The sequence below is a fragment of the Pseudomonas sp. LBUM1658 genome, from assembly GCF_059716055.1.
In genome coordinates, this window is sequence record NZ_CP166798.1 from 6,487,527 (window position 1) to 6,503,536 (window position 16,010).

The window sequence follows — 16,010 nt, forward strand, 5'->3', positions numbered from 1 at the left end:
GCCAAACGCTTAGACCGCCATCGGCGCGGTCATCGGCGCATGGTGCTGGTAACCCTCCAGCGAGAAGTCGCTCGGCTCGATCTGCTCCAGCCATTCCGGCTGGTAGATACCAGTCTTGGCAAACTCCGGCACTCGCTCGGAAATCACCAGTTTCGGCATCGGGAACGGCTCGCGAGTGAGCTGTTCGTTGAGCATGTCCAGGTGGTTTTCGTAGACGTGGGCATCACCGATGAAATAGGTGAACCAGCGCGGCGTGTAGCCGGTCAGGCGGCCGATCAGGCTCAGCAGCGCTGCGCCTTCGGTCAGGTTGAATGGCGTGCCCAACCCCAGGTCGTTGGACCGGATGTAGAGCGTCAAAGAGATTTCCTTGGTTTCGACATTCGGGTGGAACTGGTACAGCAGGTGGCACGGCGGCAAGGCCATTTCATCGAGCTGAGCGACGTTCCAGCCGTGGAACAGAATCCGGCGGCTGCCCGGGTCCTTGATGATGGTGTCGAGGCACTGGCGAATCTGGTCGATGGCCTTGTAAAGCACCACGTAGGCCTGGCCTTCTTCTTCACCTTCGGCGATCTGCCGATAGCCTTGGCTCAATGCCAGTTCGATCGCTGCCTGATTGCCGGTGTTGATCTGCTTGTACGCCGGCCATTTACGCCATTGCACCCCGTAGATCTCACCCAGATCGTCATCGCCCTGGCGAAACGGGTTGGCCAGCCACTGGGCGTTTTCGTTGGCGTTCTGGTCCCAGACCTTGCAGCCCAGGGCACGGAATTCGGCGGCGTTGTTCACGCCACGGAGAAATCCGACCATCTCGCCGATCGCCGATTTGAAGGCCATTTTGCGGGTGGTGATAGCCGGGAAACCTTCCTTCAGGTCATAGCGCAGCATCGCGCCAGGGAAGCTGATGGTGTTCACGCCAGTGCGGTTGGCCTGTTTGGTGCCGTTCTTGATGACGTGGGCGACCAGTTCGAGATATTGCTTCATGAGTTACCTGTGTCCTTGAATGCAGGGCCCGGGCCCTGCGATTCGAATTTATAGCGCGGCGCTTTTGCTTGCCGGAGCGCGGTGATACGCCAGCCAGATCAAGGCCAGGCCGCCGATGACCATCGGCAGGCACAGCACCTGACCCATGGTCAGCCAGTTCCACGCCAGATAGCCGAGCTGGGCGTCGGGTACCCGAACGAATTCGACGATGAAGCGGAAGATTCCGTAGAACAACGCGAACATCCCGGACACTGCCATGGTCGGCCGCGGTTTTCGCGAAAACAGCCAGAGGATCGCGAATAGCGCGACACCTTCCAGTGCGAACTGGTAGAGCTGCGAAGGATGGCGTGCCAGCTGCGAAGGGTCGCTGAACGGTGGAAACACCATCGCCCAAGGCACGTCAGTCGGCTTGCCCCACAGCTCGGCGTTGATGAAGTTGCCGATTCGCCCGGCACCCAGACCAATCGGCACCATCGGCGCGACGAAGTCCATCAGTTCGAAGAACGACTTGCCATTACGCTTGCCAAACCACCAGGCCGCCAGCATGACCCCGATAAAACCGCCGTGGAACGACATGCCACCTTTCCACACTTCGAAGATCAGCGTCGGATTGGCCAGATAGGCACTCAGGTCGTAGAACAGCACATAACCCAGTCGACCGCCGAGAATGACCCCCATCGACATCCAGAAGACCATGTCGGAGAGCTTCTCCTTGGTCCAGGTCGGGTCGAAACGGTTCATCCGGCGCGATGCCAGCCACCAGGCGCCGCCAATACCAATCAGGTACATCAGGCCGTACCAGTGGATTTTCAGCGGGCCGATGGCCAGGGCCACCGGGTCAATCTGCGGGTAAGGCAGCATTGCGACTCCTCGTTAGAGTTGAAACCTTCAAAATTCCCGGGGGACGATGCCACCTCAGGATTAAGCCAGGATTGTGCCGGGCATCAGAGCAGGAAATTGAGCCCCACGCAGAACAGCAAAGCGGCGAACAGTTTTTTGAGCAAGCGCGGCGACAAACTGTGGGCCAGTCGTGCGCCAAATCGGGCGAAGAACATGCTGGTCAGGGCGATCCCCAGCAACGCCGGCAAATAAACAAAACCGAGACTATGGGCCGGCAACAATGGATCGTGCCAGCCCAGAATCATGAAAAACAATGCACTGGACAAGGCAATCGGCAGGCCACAGGCAGACGAAGTCGCCACGGCTTGTTGCATCGGTACGCTGCGCCAGGTCAGGAACGGTACGGTCAGCGAACCACCGCCAATCCCGAAAATTGCCGAAGCCCAGCCAATCACACTGCCCGCCACGGTCAGACCGACTTTGCCTGGCACCGTTCGGCTGGCCTTGGGTTTGAAGTCCAATGCGAGCTGAACAGCGACGATCAGCGCGAATACGCCAATGATCTTCTGCAAATGTGGGCCGGAGATCGCCTCAGCGGTCAGCGCACCGAAACCGGCACCGATGAGAATGCCGAGGGTCATCCAGGCAAAAATCGGCCAACGCACGGCGCCACGACGATGATGCTCCCGGATCGCATTCACCGAAGTAAAAATGATCGTCGCCAGGGACGTGCCGACCGCCAGGTGAGTCAGAATCGACGGATCGAAGCCCTGCAGTTTGAAACTGAACACCAGCACCGGGACGATGATGATCCCGCCACCGACCCCGAACAGCCCGGCCAGCACGCCCGCACAGGCGCCCAGCGCCAGATAGAGCAGAAATTCCATGGCCGTTCCCCATGCATCCCAAAAATAGGAGCGGCATGGTAACGGATGCATGGCCTCGGGCTCCACTGTGGATGGCGATGGATCGACAGGCGATGACTGCGTAGAGTGAGCAAAAAACACACAAGGATCACCTTATGTGCCTGATTGTTTTCGCCTGGCGGCCTGGCCACGCCCAACCGCTGATCGTGGCCGCCAACCGCGACGAGTTCTATGCCCGCCCGAGCCTGCCGTTGGCGCAATGGCCTGAGGTACCGCAGGTTTATGCCGGTCGCGATCTGGAGGCCGGGGGCACCTGGCTGGGAGTCGGTGCCGCTGGACGTTTTGCGGCGCTGACCAATATCCGCAATCCTAATCAGCCTCCGGCCCGTCGCTCACGGGGTGAGCTGGTGGCACGCTTTCTGAGTGGGGAAATGCCAATTGATCACTATTTAGCCGAGGTTGTCGGTAGATCGGTCGAATATGCCGGATTCAACCTGCTGCTTGGCACTTCAAATGAGTTATGGCACTACAACGCGCTGCACTCTGAGCCTACCCTGTTGGCAGCAGGTATCTACGGACTGTCCAACGCAGGGCTCGATACCCCATGGCCGAAAGTGCTCAAGGCCAAGGCGGCATTAAGCGAAGTCCTCGACGATCCGCAGCCGCAGGCGCTGCTCGCACTGTTGAATGACCCACAGACCGCGCCCTTCGCCGAGCTTCCCGACACCGGGGTTGGCCTGGCGACCGAAAGCCTGTTGTCGAGTGTGTTTATTGCCAGTCCCAGTTACGGCACTCGAGCCAGTACCGCGCTGATCGTTAATGCCGATGGTTCACGGCATATGGTCGAGCGCAGCTTTGGGCCTTATGGCGGGCATTTGGGGGAGGTTGAAGTCAGGGTTTAGGCGTTGTCGGCACTGTGGCGAGGGGGCTTGCCCCCGCTGGGCCGCGTAGCGGTCCTAAAACCAGCAACCGCGGACTTTCAGGAAAAATGCATCAGCCGGGTTACGACTGCTTCGCAGCCGAGCGGGGGCAAGCCCCCTCGCCACAGGTGCGATGCAGGTTTAGAGGGTCTTGGCCGAAGCCGGATTAATCATCCGCGCCAACCCGAGGTTCTTCAGCGCCAGTTGCAGCGAGCTGTGGATAACATGCGGGTTGTCGATGGTCATCAACTCCGCCAGCAGTTCCTTGGCCTTGCTCAGGTTGATCTGGCGCAGCATCCACTTCACTTTCGGCAGGTTGGTGGCGTTCATCGACAGGCTGTCAAAGCCCATCGCCATCAACAGTACCGCCGCCGCCGGATCACCGGCCATCTCACCGCAGATGCTCACCGGTTTGCCTTCGGCATGGGCGTCACGCACTACATTCTGCAGCGCTTGCAGCACCGCCGGGTGCAGGTAGTCGTAGAGATCGGCCACCCGTGGGTTGTTGCGGTCCACAGCCAGCAGGTACTGGGTCAGGTCATTGGAACCAACCGAAAGGAAGTCCACTTGCCGCGCCAGTTCCCTGGTCTGATACACCGCGGCAGGGATTTCGATCATCACCCCAACCGGTGGCATCGGCACATCCGTGCCCTCGTCGCGCACTTCACCCCAGGCGCGGTGGATCAGGTGCAAAGCTTCTTCAAGTTCGTGGGTACCGGAAATCATCGGCAGCAGAATACGCAGGTTGTTCAAGCCTTCACTGGCCTTGAGCATGGCCCGGGTCTGTACCAGGAAGATTTCCGGGTGGTCGAGGGTGACGCGGATCCCGCGCCAGCCGAGGAACGGGTTGTCTTCCTTGATCGGGAAATACGACAGCGACTTGTCGCCACCGATGTCCAGGCTACGCATGGTCACCGGTTGCGGATGGAAGGCGGCAAGTTGCTCGCGATAAATCGCCAGCTGCTCCTTTTCGCTCGGGAAACGCTGATTGATCATGAACGGCACTTCGGTGCGGTACAGACCTACGCCTTCGGCGCCGCGCTTCTGTGCCCGCGCCACATCCGCCAGCAGGCCGGTGTTGACCCACAATGGCATGCGGTGACCATCGAGGGTCACACACGGCAAGTCGCGCAGCGCATCCAGCCCCAGGGCCAACTGCCGCTCTTCTTCGACCACTTCGGCGAACTGCTTGCGCAGTACTTCGCTGGGGTTGGTGTAGACCTCGCCGTGATAGCCATCGACGATCATCTGGATGCCGTCGACCTTGGAATACGGCAGGTCAACCAGACCCATCACCGTCGGGATGCCCATGGCCCGGGCCAGGATCGCCACGTGGGAGTTGCCCGAACCCAATACCGAGACCAGACCCACCAGCTTGCCTTCCGGCACCTCGCCGAGCATGGCCGGCGTCAGTTCTTCGCTGATCAGAATGGAGTTGTCGGGATACACCAAGGTCTGCTGACGCTCCTCCTGCAGATAAGCCAGGAGGCGCCGGCCGAGGTCCTTGACGTCCGATGCCCGCTCACGCAGGTAGGCGTCGTCCATCAATTCGAAACGGTTGACGTGATCGGTGACCACCTGGCGCAAGGCCCCCTGGGCCCACTGACCGGTCTTGATCACGGTGGTCACTTCGCTACCCAGCGATGCGTCATCGAGCATCATCAGGTAGACATCGAACAACGCCCGCTCTTCCGGACGCAGCTGAGTCGCCAGCTTGGCGGACAGCGTGCGCATGTCGGCGCGAACGCCTTCGATCGCGGTTTTGAACAGCCCTAGTTCGGCTTCGATATCGGTGATGGTCTTGTCCGGCACCACGTCCAGATCCGCTGGCGGCAGCATGACCACCGCGGTACCGACCGCGGCACCGGGCGAGCCGGGTACGCCGACGAACTTGGCCTCCTGGATGCCTTTACCCTGACGACCCAGACCGCGGATCGAGCCAGTGGCCTCGGCGTGAGCGATAACCCCGGCAAGCTGGGCACTCATGGTCACCAGGAAGGCTTCTTCGCCTTCGTCGAACTGGCGCCGCTCTTTTTGCTGGATGACCAACACGCCGACGACGCGGCGGTGGTGAATGATCGGTGCGCCAAGGAAGGAAGCGTAGCGCTCTTCACCGGTTTCGGCGAAGTAGCGATAACGCGGGTGATCGGCAGCGTTTTCGAGGTTCAGGGGTTCTTCACGCGTACCGACCAGACCGACCAGACCTTCGTTGGGTGCCATGCTGACCTTGCCGATCGAGCGCTTGTTCAAGCCCTCGGTGGCCATCAGCACGAAACGGTTGGTCTCGGGGTCCAGCAGGTAGACCGAGCAAACCTGGCTGCCCATGGCCTCTTTGACGCGCAACACAATAATCCCCAACGCCGACTTGAGATCCTTGGCGGAGTTAACTTCCTGGACGATTTTGCGCAGCGTATTGAGCATGGCTCGGGGTCGAACTCCGTCGTCAGTCGCGCGCTAAAAGGCGCGGGGCAAGCTCTTTGAGAGCGCGTCGATACACCTCGCGCTTGAATGTCACCACCTGGCCCAACGGATACCAATAGCTGACCCAGCGCCAGCCATCGAATTCCGGTTTACCGGTCAAATCCATCCGCACCCGCTGCTCGTTGGAGACCAGGCGCAGGAGAAACCATTTCTGTTTCTGGCCGATGCACAGCGGTTGGCTGTGCGTCCTCACCAGACGTTGCGGCAAACGATAGCGCAACCAGCCCCGGGTGCAGGCGAGAATTTGCACATCTTCGCGCTCCAGTCCCACTTCTTCGTTCAACTCGCGATACAAGGCGTCTTCCGGCGTCTCCTGAGGATTGATACCTCCCTGAGGAAACTGCCAGGCATCTTGATTGATACGGCGAGCCCATAGCACCTGGCCGGCATCATTCGTCAGAATGATCCCGACATTGGGGCGGAAACCATCGGGGTCGATCACGGCAACAACCTCGCAAACGCATGTCGCCGCATTGTTCCACAAAGGTTGTTAAAGCAGCAACGAGGCGACCTACCTTATGTGCACTCTTGTGAAAAGTCCGTATTCTGGACGCCTTTTTACAGACTTTTCAGCGAGTAACCGCAATGCGCCTGGCTTTATTCGACTTGGACAACACACTTTTGGGCGGCGACAGTGACCACGCCTGGGGCGACTACCTGTGCGAACGGGGCATCCTCGACGCCGTCGCCTACAAAGCGCGTAACGATGAGTTCTATCAGGATTACCTGGCCGGCAAGCTGGACAATGCCGAATACCTGAACTTCTGCCTGGAAATTCTCGGACGCACCGAGATGGCCCAGCTGGACGAATGGCATCGCGACTACATGCGCGACTGCATTGAGCCGATCGTGCTGCCCAAGGGCATTGAACTGCTGGCCAAACATCAGGCGGCCGGCGACAAAGTAGTCATCATCACCGCCACCAACCGTTTCGTTACCGGGCCGATTGCCGCACGCTTGGGCGTCGAGACCCTGATCGCCACCGAATGCGAAATGATCGATGGCCGCTACAGCGGGCGCAGCACCGACGTCCCGTGTTTTCGCGAAGGCAAGGTGACACGCCTGCAACGCTGGCTGGAAGAGACCGGGTTCAGCCTGGAAGACAGCTATTTTTACAGCGACTCGATGAATGATTTGTCGTTGCTGGAGTTGGTGACCCATCCGGTAGCGGTGGATCCCGATCCGAATTTGCGGGCTGAAGCCGAGAAGCGCGGTTGGCCGGTGATTTCGTTGCGCGATTGAAAAACAAAAGGGGTCACCTCGGTCCCAAGCCTTAAACCGGCTTGGCGCCCATCAACCCGGCAATGGCGATAAAACACACAAAACTGAACAGCGCTAAGGCAAACGTAAACTTCCCATTGCTCCCCGCCGGTGCCTTGCGCAACCGGTTGAGCCGCACCAGCAGCCAGAACCAGGCCAACGCCGCAACGGTGTAAAGCACGCTGGAGGCAAGAATCCAGGTCTGCCCCAGCGGCCAGCCCACCAGATGCGCCAGCCACCAGCCGCTGAACGGCATGCTGATCAGGCAAATACCCATCAGCAGCCAGACGAACAGCCACGGCCGCTGCAAGGTGCGAGTGTGAATCGTCGCGTCACCCTTGCGCCGAGCGCGCCAGACCCAGATCGCCAACCCCAGCGCACTGGCCAGAAGCAGCACGGTCGCCAGGATGTGGAGCGTTTTCAGGGTGGTCAGCATTTCCATTTCTTCGACTCCTTAGCCGTGCCCATCAGCGTAGTCCCTCAGCCGAGGAACAGCTGATACGCGGGGTTATCGCTTTCATCCCAGTACGGGTAACCGATTTCCGCCAGCGCCGCCGGCACCAGATGACGTTCATCGGCAGGCACCTGCAGACCCGCGACCACTCGCCCGTCTGCGGCACCATGGTTGCGGTAATGGAACATCGAAATATTCCAGCGCCCGCCGAGTTTATTGAGGAAGTTGAACAACGCGCCCGGACGCTCCGGGAACTCGAAGCGAAATACCACTTCATCGCTGACCCGCGCCGCGTGACCGCCGACCATATGCCGGATGTGCAACTTGGCCAGTTCATTGTCGGTCAGGTCGACTACCGGGAAACCCTGCTCGGTGAGGCTGCTGATCAGCGCGCTGCGTGGGTCGTTTTCCGGATGGGTCTGCACGCCGACGAAAATGTGCGCCTCGCTGCCGGTGTTGTAGCGATAATTGAATTCGGTGATCTGGCGCTTGCCAATGGCTTCGCAGAACGCCTTGAAGCTGCCAGGCTGCTCCGGAATGGTCACGGCGATGATGGCTTCGCGGCCCTCACCCAACTCGGCGCGCTCGGCGACATGGCGCAAGCGGTCGAAGTTGACGTTGGCCCCGGAGTCGATGGCCACCAGGGTCTGGCCGGTGACGCCACGCAGTTCGACATACTTCTTGATCCCGGCCACGCCCAAGGCGCCGGCAGGTTCGGTGATCGAGCGAGTATCGTCGTAGATATCCTTGATCGCCGCGCAGATCTCGTCAGTGCTGACGGTGATCACTTCGTCGACATAGTCTTTGCAGATATCGAAGGTGTGCTGACCGATCTGCGCCACGGCCACGCCATCGGCGAACAGCCCCACGGTCGGCAATACCACACGTTCGCCGGCCGCCATGGCGGCTTGCAGGCAATTGGAATCATCCGGCTCGACACCGATGATTTTGACCTCGGGACGCAGGTATTTCACATAAGCGGCGATCCCGGCGATCAGGCCGCCGCCGCCCACTGGAACGAAAATGGCGTCCAGGCGCCCCGGATGTTGACGCAGAATCTCCATCGCCACGGTGCCCTGCCCGGCAATGGTGTGCGGATCATCGTAGGGGTGGATGTAGACGTAGCCTTTTTCGTCGACCAGCTTCAGCGAGTAAGCCAATGCTTCCGGAAAGCTATCACCGTGCAGCACTACTTTGCCGCCACGGGAACGCACGCCTTCGACCTTGATCTCCGGAGTGGTCTTGGGCATCACAATGATCGCCTTGACCCCCAGCACCTTGGCCGCCAGGGCCAGGCCCTGCGCATGGTTGCCGGCCGAGGCGGTGACCACGCCACGCGAGCGCTCTTCATCGGTCAACTGGGTAAGCTTGTTGTAAGCGCCACGAATCTTGAACGAGAACACCGGCTGCAAGTCTTCACGCTTGAGCAGGATCTGATTGCCCAGCCGCTCGGAGAGCTGACGGGCAGTCTGCAATGGGGTTTCTACGGCAACGTCATAAACGCGCGAGGTGAGGATCTTCTTGACGTACTGTTCGAGCATCGGAAAGCATCACTGAGCGAGTTGGGCAGGGTCAAGGAGTCTAACTCAGCGTTTGGCCGTGCGACCACACGAATCAAGAGGTTTTAACCGGGCATACGGCTATAATGCCGGCCTTTCGTTCCCCTTCGGCACCCTCGGAGCCCGCATGACCCAGGATCAACTCAAACAGGCAGTGGCTCAGGCCGCCGTCGATTTCATCCTTCCAAAACTCGACGACAAGAGCATCGTCGGGGTCGGCACCGGTTCCACCGCCAACTGCTTCATCGACGCACTGGCCCTGCACAAGGGCGCGTTCGACGGCGCGGTCGCCAGCTCCGAAGCCACCGCCGCCCGCCTCAAGGGCCACGGCATTCCGGTGTATGAACTCAATACCGTTGGCGACCTGGAGTTCTACGTCGACGGCGCCGATGAAAGCGACGAACACCTGAACCTGATCAAGGGTGGCGGCGCAGCCCTGACCCGCGAGAAGATCGTCGCGGCCGTGGCCAAGACTTTCATCTGCATCGCCGACGCCAGCAAACTGGTGCCGGTGCTGGGCGCCTTCCCGCTGCCGGTCGAAGTAATCCCGATGGCCCGCAGCCATGTGGCTCGTCAGCTGGTGAAGCTGGGCGGCGACCCGGTCTACCGTGAAGGCGTGCTGACTGACAATGGCAACATCATCCTCGACGTGTTCAACCTGCAGATCACCAACCCGGTCGAGCTGGAAAGCCAGATCAATGCCATCGTCGGCGTGGTCACCAACGGCCTGTTCGCCGCGCGTCCGGCGGATCTGCTGTTGCTGGGTACAAGCGAAGGCGTGAAAACCCTGCGCGCCAAATAAACCCGAACTCAAAAATTGCGGGAGCAGCTGCCCACACTTTTTGCGATCGACACTAATCCCTTGTGGGAGCGAGCTTGCTCACTCCCACATTGGTTTTGTGGTGCCTATTAGGGTGGTGACGGTTTCTTGAAGACGTAGAACAGGTTCGGTTCGCTGACGAGGTAAATCGTGCCATCGTCATCCATGGCGATCCCTTCCGCTTGCGGCACGGTCTTTTGCAGCCCCTGACGCCCCTTGCGCAGTGACAGGGTACTCAGCGGCCGGCCATCGACATCCAGTTCCAGCACCAATCGCGACTCATCGGACAGCGCCAGCAAATGCCCGCTGCGCTCATCGTATTGCAAGCTCGACAGATCACGGACAAACAGCCCGGCATCACGCTTGGGATTGTTGACCACATGAACCGCGTAGGACTTCTCCGGGTTGTAATGCGGGAAACCCTGCACTTCATAGATCAGCATCGGGTCGCGTTCCTTGGCGACGAACAGCCGCTTGCCCACCGAATCGTACGCCAGCCCTTCGAAGCCCTTGTTACTGCTCATGTGTACCCCGAGCGAAATCTGCTCGGCGTCCGCCGCGTCGAGGAACTGCGTGCCGTCTTCCAGGTGAACTTTGATCAGGCGTTGCTGGCGCTCATCGGTAATCACATAGGTGTCGGCGCTGATGAACTCGATGGCCTCTGCATCGCCGAACCCGATCAATGCCACACGCCGCAGGATCCGGCCATCGAGGGACAGCTCGACCAGTTCGGCATTCTTGTTGGTGACCGTAAACAGGCTTTTGCGCACGGGGTCATAGGTCAGGGCCGATACGTCGTCATCCAGCCCGTCGATGACCCTGGCTTCCAGCGTTACCCGATAATCCGCCAGGCCCATGGACCGAGCGTCAGCCGGTTGCCACCAGGTCTGCACGTTGAACCAGGTTCGTTCGAACAGCCGCAGATGCTGGCCAACAACCGCCAGCGCGATCAATGCCGCCAGCAACAGGATCAGCAGAAGAGGTTTGAGACGGGCAAGTTGGCGCATGCAGGCAAGCTCAAATACAAAACGGGCCGATGAAATACCACGAATTAATGAATTCAAGCTTAATAGTGAATGTAATCGGATGATGCAGGCTTAGCTTAGGACGATTCCTACAACCAGCTCCGACAGACCTACCTTTTTTCCAATCGATAGAACAGGTTCGGTTCGCTGACGATATACAGCGTGCCCGCCTCGTCGATCGTCACCCCTTCGGCGCGCGGAATGGTCTTTTTCAGGTCATTGAAACCGCCGAGCAAGGTCATGAAGCTGACCTTGTCGCCCTTTTCATCCAGCTCGAGCAACAGATGCGAATCGGCAGACAACGCCAGAGTATGGCCGGTGCGCGGATCGATGGCCAAGGCCGAGAGGTTACGCAGGTCCAGCTCATTGCTCTCAAGCTTGTACTTGTCGCCCTTGAGAATCTGACTGCCATCGCTTTTCCAGGTTAACAACACCGGCGGCCGCTCCTCGCCCAATACCAACTGCTGGTTGCGACTGTCCCAGGCAATCGCTTCGAAGGCCTTGTTCTGGTCTTTCGAGGGCCCGAGGTCATATTTCGGGAAGCTGTCGAAATTCAGTTCACGAGTCTGGGCGTCAACCTTGACGATGCTCAAGCTGTGCTTGCGCTCATCGACAATGGCGATCAAGCCATTTTCCATCACCGCCACACCTTCCGGATTGCTCCAGCCCTGCAACGGTATTTTGCGCAAGACCTCGCCTTGCAGGGTCAATTCGGCGAGGAAGGGGTTTTTCCCCATTACCGCGAACAACGTTTTGCTGAGCGGGTTGTAGGCGATATCCGAGGCTTCGTCCTTCTCCATGCCCGACAGCGGCTTGGCATCGATCACTACCCGATAGTCCGGTAACCAGACGCTTTCCTGGCGACCGACCGGGCTTTCAAGATGCTCTTGCAACCAAAGCACAGCCCGATCATCCCAATGCATCACGAACGCGAGGCCATACCCAATCGCCCCGACCAGCAAGAGCCAGGAATACCAGCGCATGGCGAAGCGCGAGCGACGAGCAGTATCCTGGATGGAAGCGGGTTGCGTGTGCATTGAGAGAGCGTTCCGGAAAAATCAGCTGTGGTTAATAGCACAACGTGGACAGGCTAGCGTGCCCAGTCCCCAGGAATTATCCAGACAAAATGTGAAAAAAACGGGAAATGGCAGGAAAGCCCTGCACCCAATGTGGGAGCGGGCTTGCTCGCGATGAGGCCGGCACATTCAATATTGATATTGACTGAAACACCGCTATCGCGAGCAAGCTCGCTCCCACAGGGGTTGTGCGCGTGCTGAATCAGCGAACGCTGCTGTTGAAGCTGCTCACACCCGGCAACTCCAGTACCAGTTCGTCACCGACATTCAGCGGGCCGACGCCCACCGGAGTACCCGTGAGGATCACATCACCGGCCTGCAGCGAGAAGCAGCCGGCCATGTACTGGATCATCGGTATGATCGGGTTGAGCATGTCGCGGCTGTTGCCATCCTGACGGACTTCGCCATTGATGGTCAGCCGGATGCCGATGTCGGTCAGATCGTCAAAGCTGCTGCTGACCACGAACGGTGCCAGAACGGCAGCGCCGTCGAACGACTTGGCGATTTCCCACGGCAAGCCTTTGGATTTCAGCTCTGCCTGCTTGTCACGCAAGGTCAGGTCCAGTGCCGGAGCGAAACCGGAAATCGCGTCGAGCACCTCTTCGCGACTCGGCTTGGTCGACAGCGGCTTACCGATCAACACGGCAATTTCCGCCTCGTAATGCACCGAGCCGCGCTCGGTCGGAATCGTGAAGCCATCTTCCAGCGGCACCACACAACTTCCCGGCTTGATGAACAGCAGGGGTTCAGTGGGTACCGGGTTGTCCAGTTCCTTGGCGTGTTCGGCATAGTTGCGGCCAATGCACACCACCTTCCCGAGCGGGAAGTGAATACGAGTACCGTCGACATACTGGTGCTGATAGCTCATTTACCACTCCTGCTTCAAAGATAGAGAATCAAACGGCGAAAATCTTGCCCGGGTTCATGATGCCGTTCGGATCGAATACCGCCTTGACGGCCTTCATGTATTCGATCTCAACCGGCGAGCGACTGTAGGTCAGGTAATCGCGCTTGGTCATGCCGACGCCATGTTCAGCGGAAATCGAACCGTTGTACTTCTCGACGGTTTCGAACACCCACTTGTTCACCGTTGCGCACTTGGCAAAGAACTCGTCCTTGCTCAGGTTATCCGGCTTGAGGATATTCAAGTGCAGGTTGCCGTCGCCGATGTGGCCGAACCAGACGATTTCGAAGTCCGGGTAGTGTTCGCCGACGATCGCGTCGATTTCCTTGAGAAATGCCGGGACTTTCGACACAGTGACCGAAATGTCGTTCTTGTACGGCGTCCAGTGGGAAATGGTTTCGGAGATGTATTCGCGCAACTTCCAGAGATTCTGCAGTTGTTGTTCGCTCTGGCTCATCACGCCATCGACCACCCAACCCTGCTCGACGCAATGCTCGAAGGTTTCCAGGGCATCGTTAGCCACTTCTTCGGTAGTTGCTTCGAATTCCAGCAGCGCATAGAACGGGCAATCGGACTCAAACGGCGCAGGAACATCACCGCGAGCCAGGACTTTAGCCAACGCTTTGTCGGAGAAAAACTCGAAGGCAGTCAGGTCCAGCTTGTTCTGGAATGCGTGCAGCACCGGCATGATCGAGTCGAAATCGGCGGTGCCGAGGACCATCGCGGTGAGATTTTTCGGCGCCCGGTCCAGGCGCATGGTGGCTTCGACGACGAAACCCAGGGTGCCCTCGGCGCCGATGAACAGCTGACGCAAGTCGTAGCCAGTGGCGTTCTTGATCAGGTCTTTGTTCAATTCCAGCAGGTCGCCCTTGCCGGTCACGACTTTCATGCCAGCCACCCAATTACGGGTCATTCCGTAGCGAATGACCTTGATCCCGCCGGCATTGGTGCCGATATTGCCACCAATCTGGCTGGAACCGGCCGAAGCGAAGTCCACCGGATAATACAGGCCTTTTTCTTCAGCAACGTTCTGCAAATGCTCGGTAACCACGCCCGGCTGACAGATCGCGGTGCGGTCCGTCAGGTTCACGTCGAGGATCTGGTTCATATAATCGAACGACACCACGACTTCGCCATTGGCGGCCACCGCCGCGGCGGAAAGCCCGGTACGCCCGCCGGATGGCACCAGCGCAACGTTGTGCTGATTGGCCCAGCGCACGATGGCCTGGACTTGCTCGGTGGTCTTCGGGAACACGATGGCAGTGGGGGCCGGGGCGAAATGCTTGGTCCAATCCTTGCCGTAAGCATTCAGGGAGTCGGCATCGGTCAGCACCTTGCCAGGCTCAACCAGGGTCTTCAGCTCATCAATCAGGGCAGGATTGGTCATCGACAGAACTCTCGAACAATTCATGGTCATCCTGAGAACGCTTCACGTCGCAGGAATGAGTGTTTGCGGGGTGCATATGCTAGCATACCGCCCCCGCAGGATAGTGCCCAAAGGCGTTCTGCGGTGACGGCTAATATGCCGCGCAGGTCAGCTCCGGCTGTCCTTCCCTGCCATTTTTCTCCGGGACACAGGTTTACGCAGATGAGCAAGACTTCCCTCGACAAGAGCAAGATCAAGTTCCTTCTTCTCGAAGGCGTCCACCAATCCGCTGTCGACGTCCTCAAGGCCGCCGGTTACACCAGCATTGAGTACCTCACCGGTTCTCTGCCGGAAGCCCAGCTGAAGGAAAAGATCGCTGATGCTCACTTCATCGGCATTCGCTCCCGTACTCAACTGACCGAAGAGATCTTCGATCAGGCGAAGAAACTGGTCGCTGTCGGCTGTTTCTGCATCGGCACCAACCAGGTAGATCTCAACGCTGCTCGCGAACGCGGCATCGCGGTCTTCAACGCACCTTACTCCAACACCCGTTCGGTGGCCGAGCTGGTCCTGGCTGAAGCGATCCTGCTGCTGCGCGGCATTCCCGAGAAAAACGCTTCCTGCCACCGTGGCGGCTGGATCAAAAGCGCGGCCAACTCATTCGAAATCCGCGGCAAGAAGCTGGGTATCGTCGGTTACGGCTCGATCGGCACTCAGCTGTCGGTATTGGCTGAAGGCCTGGGCATGCAGGTGTACTTCTACGACACCATCACCAAGCTGCCATTGGGTAACGCGACTCAGGTCGCCAGCCTGACCGAGCTGCTGGGCATGTCCGATATCGTCACCCTGCACGTTCCGGAAACCGCTGCGACCCAGTGGATGATCGGCGAGAAAGAAATTCGCGCCATCAAGAAGGGCGGCATTCTGATCAACGCTGCTCGCGGCACCGTGGTCGAGCTGCAAGCCTTGGCGGACGCGATCAAGGACAAGCACCTGATCGGCGCGGCCATCGACGTATTCCCGGTGGAGCCACGCTCCAATGACGAAGAGTTCGAAAGCCCGCTGCGTGGCCTGGACAATGTGATCCTGACTCCGCACATCGGCGGCTCTACTGCCGAAGCCCAGGCCAACATCGGTCTGGAAGTGGCAGAGAAGCTGGTCAAGTACAGCGACAACGGTACGTCGGTGTCCTCGGTCAACTTCCCGGAAGTGGCTCTGCCAGCTCACCCTGGCAAGCACCGTTTGCTGCACATCCACCAGAACATTCCGGGTGTGATGAGCGAGATCAACAAGGTCTTCGCCGAAAACGGTATCAACATCTCCGGTCAGTTCCTGCAGACCAACGAGAAAGTCGGCTACGTCGTGATCGATGTCGACGCCGAATACTCGGACCTGGCGCAAGAGAAGCTGCAGCACATCAACGGCACCATCCGTTGCCGCGTGTTGTTCTAGGAGCAG

Annotated in this window: 15 protein-coding genes; 4 read left to right on the forward strand and 11 right to left on the reverse strand. The window is 59.1% G+C overall.

The features are described from left to right. Positions 1–9 precede the first annotated feature (9 nt). The 3 genes from ACA064_RS29940 to ACA064_RS29950 all read right to left on the reverse strand — a co-directional run bounded on the left by ACA064_RS29940 (position 10) and on the right by ACA064_RS29950 (position 2,708). Positions 10–981 (reverse strand): thymidylate synthase, encoded by a 972-nt coding sequence (locus ACA064_RS29940; protein WP_497671319.1) that lies wholly within the window; start codon positions 979–981, stop codon positions 10–12. Positions 982–1,029: 48 nt separating this feature from the next. After that, positions 1,030–1,842: a prolipoprotein diacylglyceryl transferase gene (gene lgt / locus ACA064_RS29945; protein WP_497671320.1), complete on the reverse strand. Its 813-nt coding sequence runs from the start codon at positions 1,840–1,842 to the stop codon at positions 1,030–1,032. 83 nt (positions 1,843–1,925) lie between these two features. After that, a complete protein-coding gene (locus ACA064_RS29950) occupies positions 1,926–2,708 on the reverse strand; it encodes a sulfite exporter TauE/SafE family protein (protein WP_150806190.1) in 783 nt (260 codons plus the stop codon). 134 nt (positions 2,709–2,842) lie between these two features. On the opposite strand from ACA064_RS29950, the gene ACA064_RS29955 reads away from it, so the two are divergent. Continuing rightward, positions 2,843–3,589, forward strand: coding sequence for an NRDE family protein (locus ACA064_RS29955; RefSeq protein ID WP_497671321.1), 747 nt, complete (start codon positions 2,843–2,845; stop codon positions 3,587–3,589). Positions 3,590–3,748: 159 nt separating this feature from the next. Here ACA064_RS29955 and ptsP read toward each other — a convergent pair whose 3' ends face one another. Both ptsP and ACA064_RS29965 read right to left on the reverse strand, forming a co-directional pair. After that, positions 3,749–6,028, reverse strand: coding sequence for a phosphoenolpyruvate--protein phosphotransferase (gene ptsP / locus ACA064_RS29960; RefSeq protein WP_497671322.1), 2,280 nt, complete (start codon positions 6,026–6,028; stop codon positions 3,749–3,751). Positions 6,029–6,050: 22 nt separating this feature from the next. Beyond that, complete coding sequence (locus tag ACA064_RS29965; protein WP_150806187.1) at positions 6,051–6,530, reverse strand: RNA pyrophosphohydrolase; 480 nt, start codon at positions 6,528–6,530, stop codon at positions 6,051–6,053. A gap of 143 nt (positions 6,531–6,673) precedes the next feature. Here ACA064_RS29965 and ACA064_RS29970 point away from each other — a divergent pair, with 143 nt between their 5' ends. After that, complete coding sequence (locus ACA064_RS29970) at positions 6,674–7,330, forward strand: histidinol-phosphatase (protein WP_497671323.1); 657 nt, start codon at positions 6,674–6,676, stop codon at positions 7,328–7,330. Positions 7,331–7,361: 31 nt separating this feature from the next. Here ACA064_RS29970 and ACA064_RS29975 read toward each other — a convergent pair whose 3' ends face one another. Continuing rightward, on the reverse strand, positions 7,362–7,790 hold the full coding sequence (locus ACA064_RS29975; RefSeq protein ID WP_497671324.1) for a DUF2269 domain-containing protein: 429 nt from the start codon (positions 7,788–7,790) through the stop codon (positions 7,362–7,364). A 38-nt stretch (positions 7,791–7,828) separates the two neighbouring features. Continuing rightward, positions 7,829–9,343, reverse strand: a complete 1,515-nt coding sequence (gene ilvA / locus ACA064_RS29980; RefSeq protein WP_497671325.1) for a threonine ammonia-lyase, biosynthetic — start codon at positions 9,341–9,343, stop codon at positions 7,829–7,831. 145 nt (positions 9,344–9,488) lie between these two features. Between ilvA and rpiA the strand changes: the two genes are divergently transcribed. Continuing rightward, positions 9,489–10,163 carry a ribose-5-phosphate isomerase RpiA gene (gene rpiA / locus ACA064_RS29985; RefSeq protein ID WP_150642262.1) on the forward strand — a complete coding sequence of 225 codons (675 nt, stop codon included), beginning with the start codon at positions 9,489–9,491 and terminating at the stop codon, positions 10,161–10,163. Positions 10,164–10,270: 107 nt separating this feature from the next. Here rpiA and ACA064_RS29990 read toward each other — a convergent pair whose 3' ends face one another. The 4 genes from ACA064_RS29990 to ACA064_RS30005 form a co-directional block, all read right to left on the reverse strand. Beyond that, positions 10,271–11,188 (reverse strand): SdiA-regulated domain-containing protein, encoded by a 918-nt coding sequence (locus tag ACA064_RS29990; RefSeq protein ID WP_497671326.1) that lies wholly within the window; start codon positions 11,186–11,188, stop codon positions 10,271–10,273. 128 nt (positions 11,189–11,316) lie between these two features. Continuing rightward, a complete protein-coding gene (locus ACA064_RS29995) occupies positions 11,317–12,243 on the reverse strand; it encodes an SdiA-regulated domain-containing protein (protein ID WP_497671327.1) in 927 nt (308 codons plus the stop codon). A gap of 241 nt (positions 12,244–12,484) precedes the next feature. Continuing rightward, positions 12,485–13,150 carry a fumarylacetoacetate hydrolase family protein gene (locus tag ACA064_RS30000; protein WP_497671328.1) on the reverse strand — a complete coding sequence of 222 codons (666 nt, stop codon included), beginning with the start codon at positions 13,148–13,150 and terminating at the stop codon, positions 12,485–12,487. Positions 13,151–13,178: 28 nt separating this feature from the next. Then, positions 13,179–14,573, reverse strand: a complete 1,395-nt coding sequence (locus ACA064_RS30005; RefSeq protein WP_497671329.1) for a D-2-hydroxyglutarate dehydrogenase — start codon at positions 14,571–14,573, stop codon at positions 13,179–13,181. Positions 14,574–14,774: 201 nt separating this feature from the next. Here ACA064_RS30005 and serA point away from each other — a divergent pair, with 201 nt between their 5' ends. Beyond that, positions 14,775–16,004, forward strand: a complete 1,230-nt coding sequence (gene serA, locus ACA064_RS30010) for a phosphoglycerate dehydrogenase (RefSeq protein WP_150642257.1) — start codon at positions 14,775–14,777, stop codon at positions 16,002–16,004. Positions 16,005–16,010 lie beyond the last annotated feature (6 nt).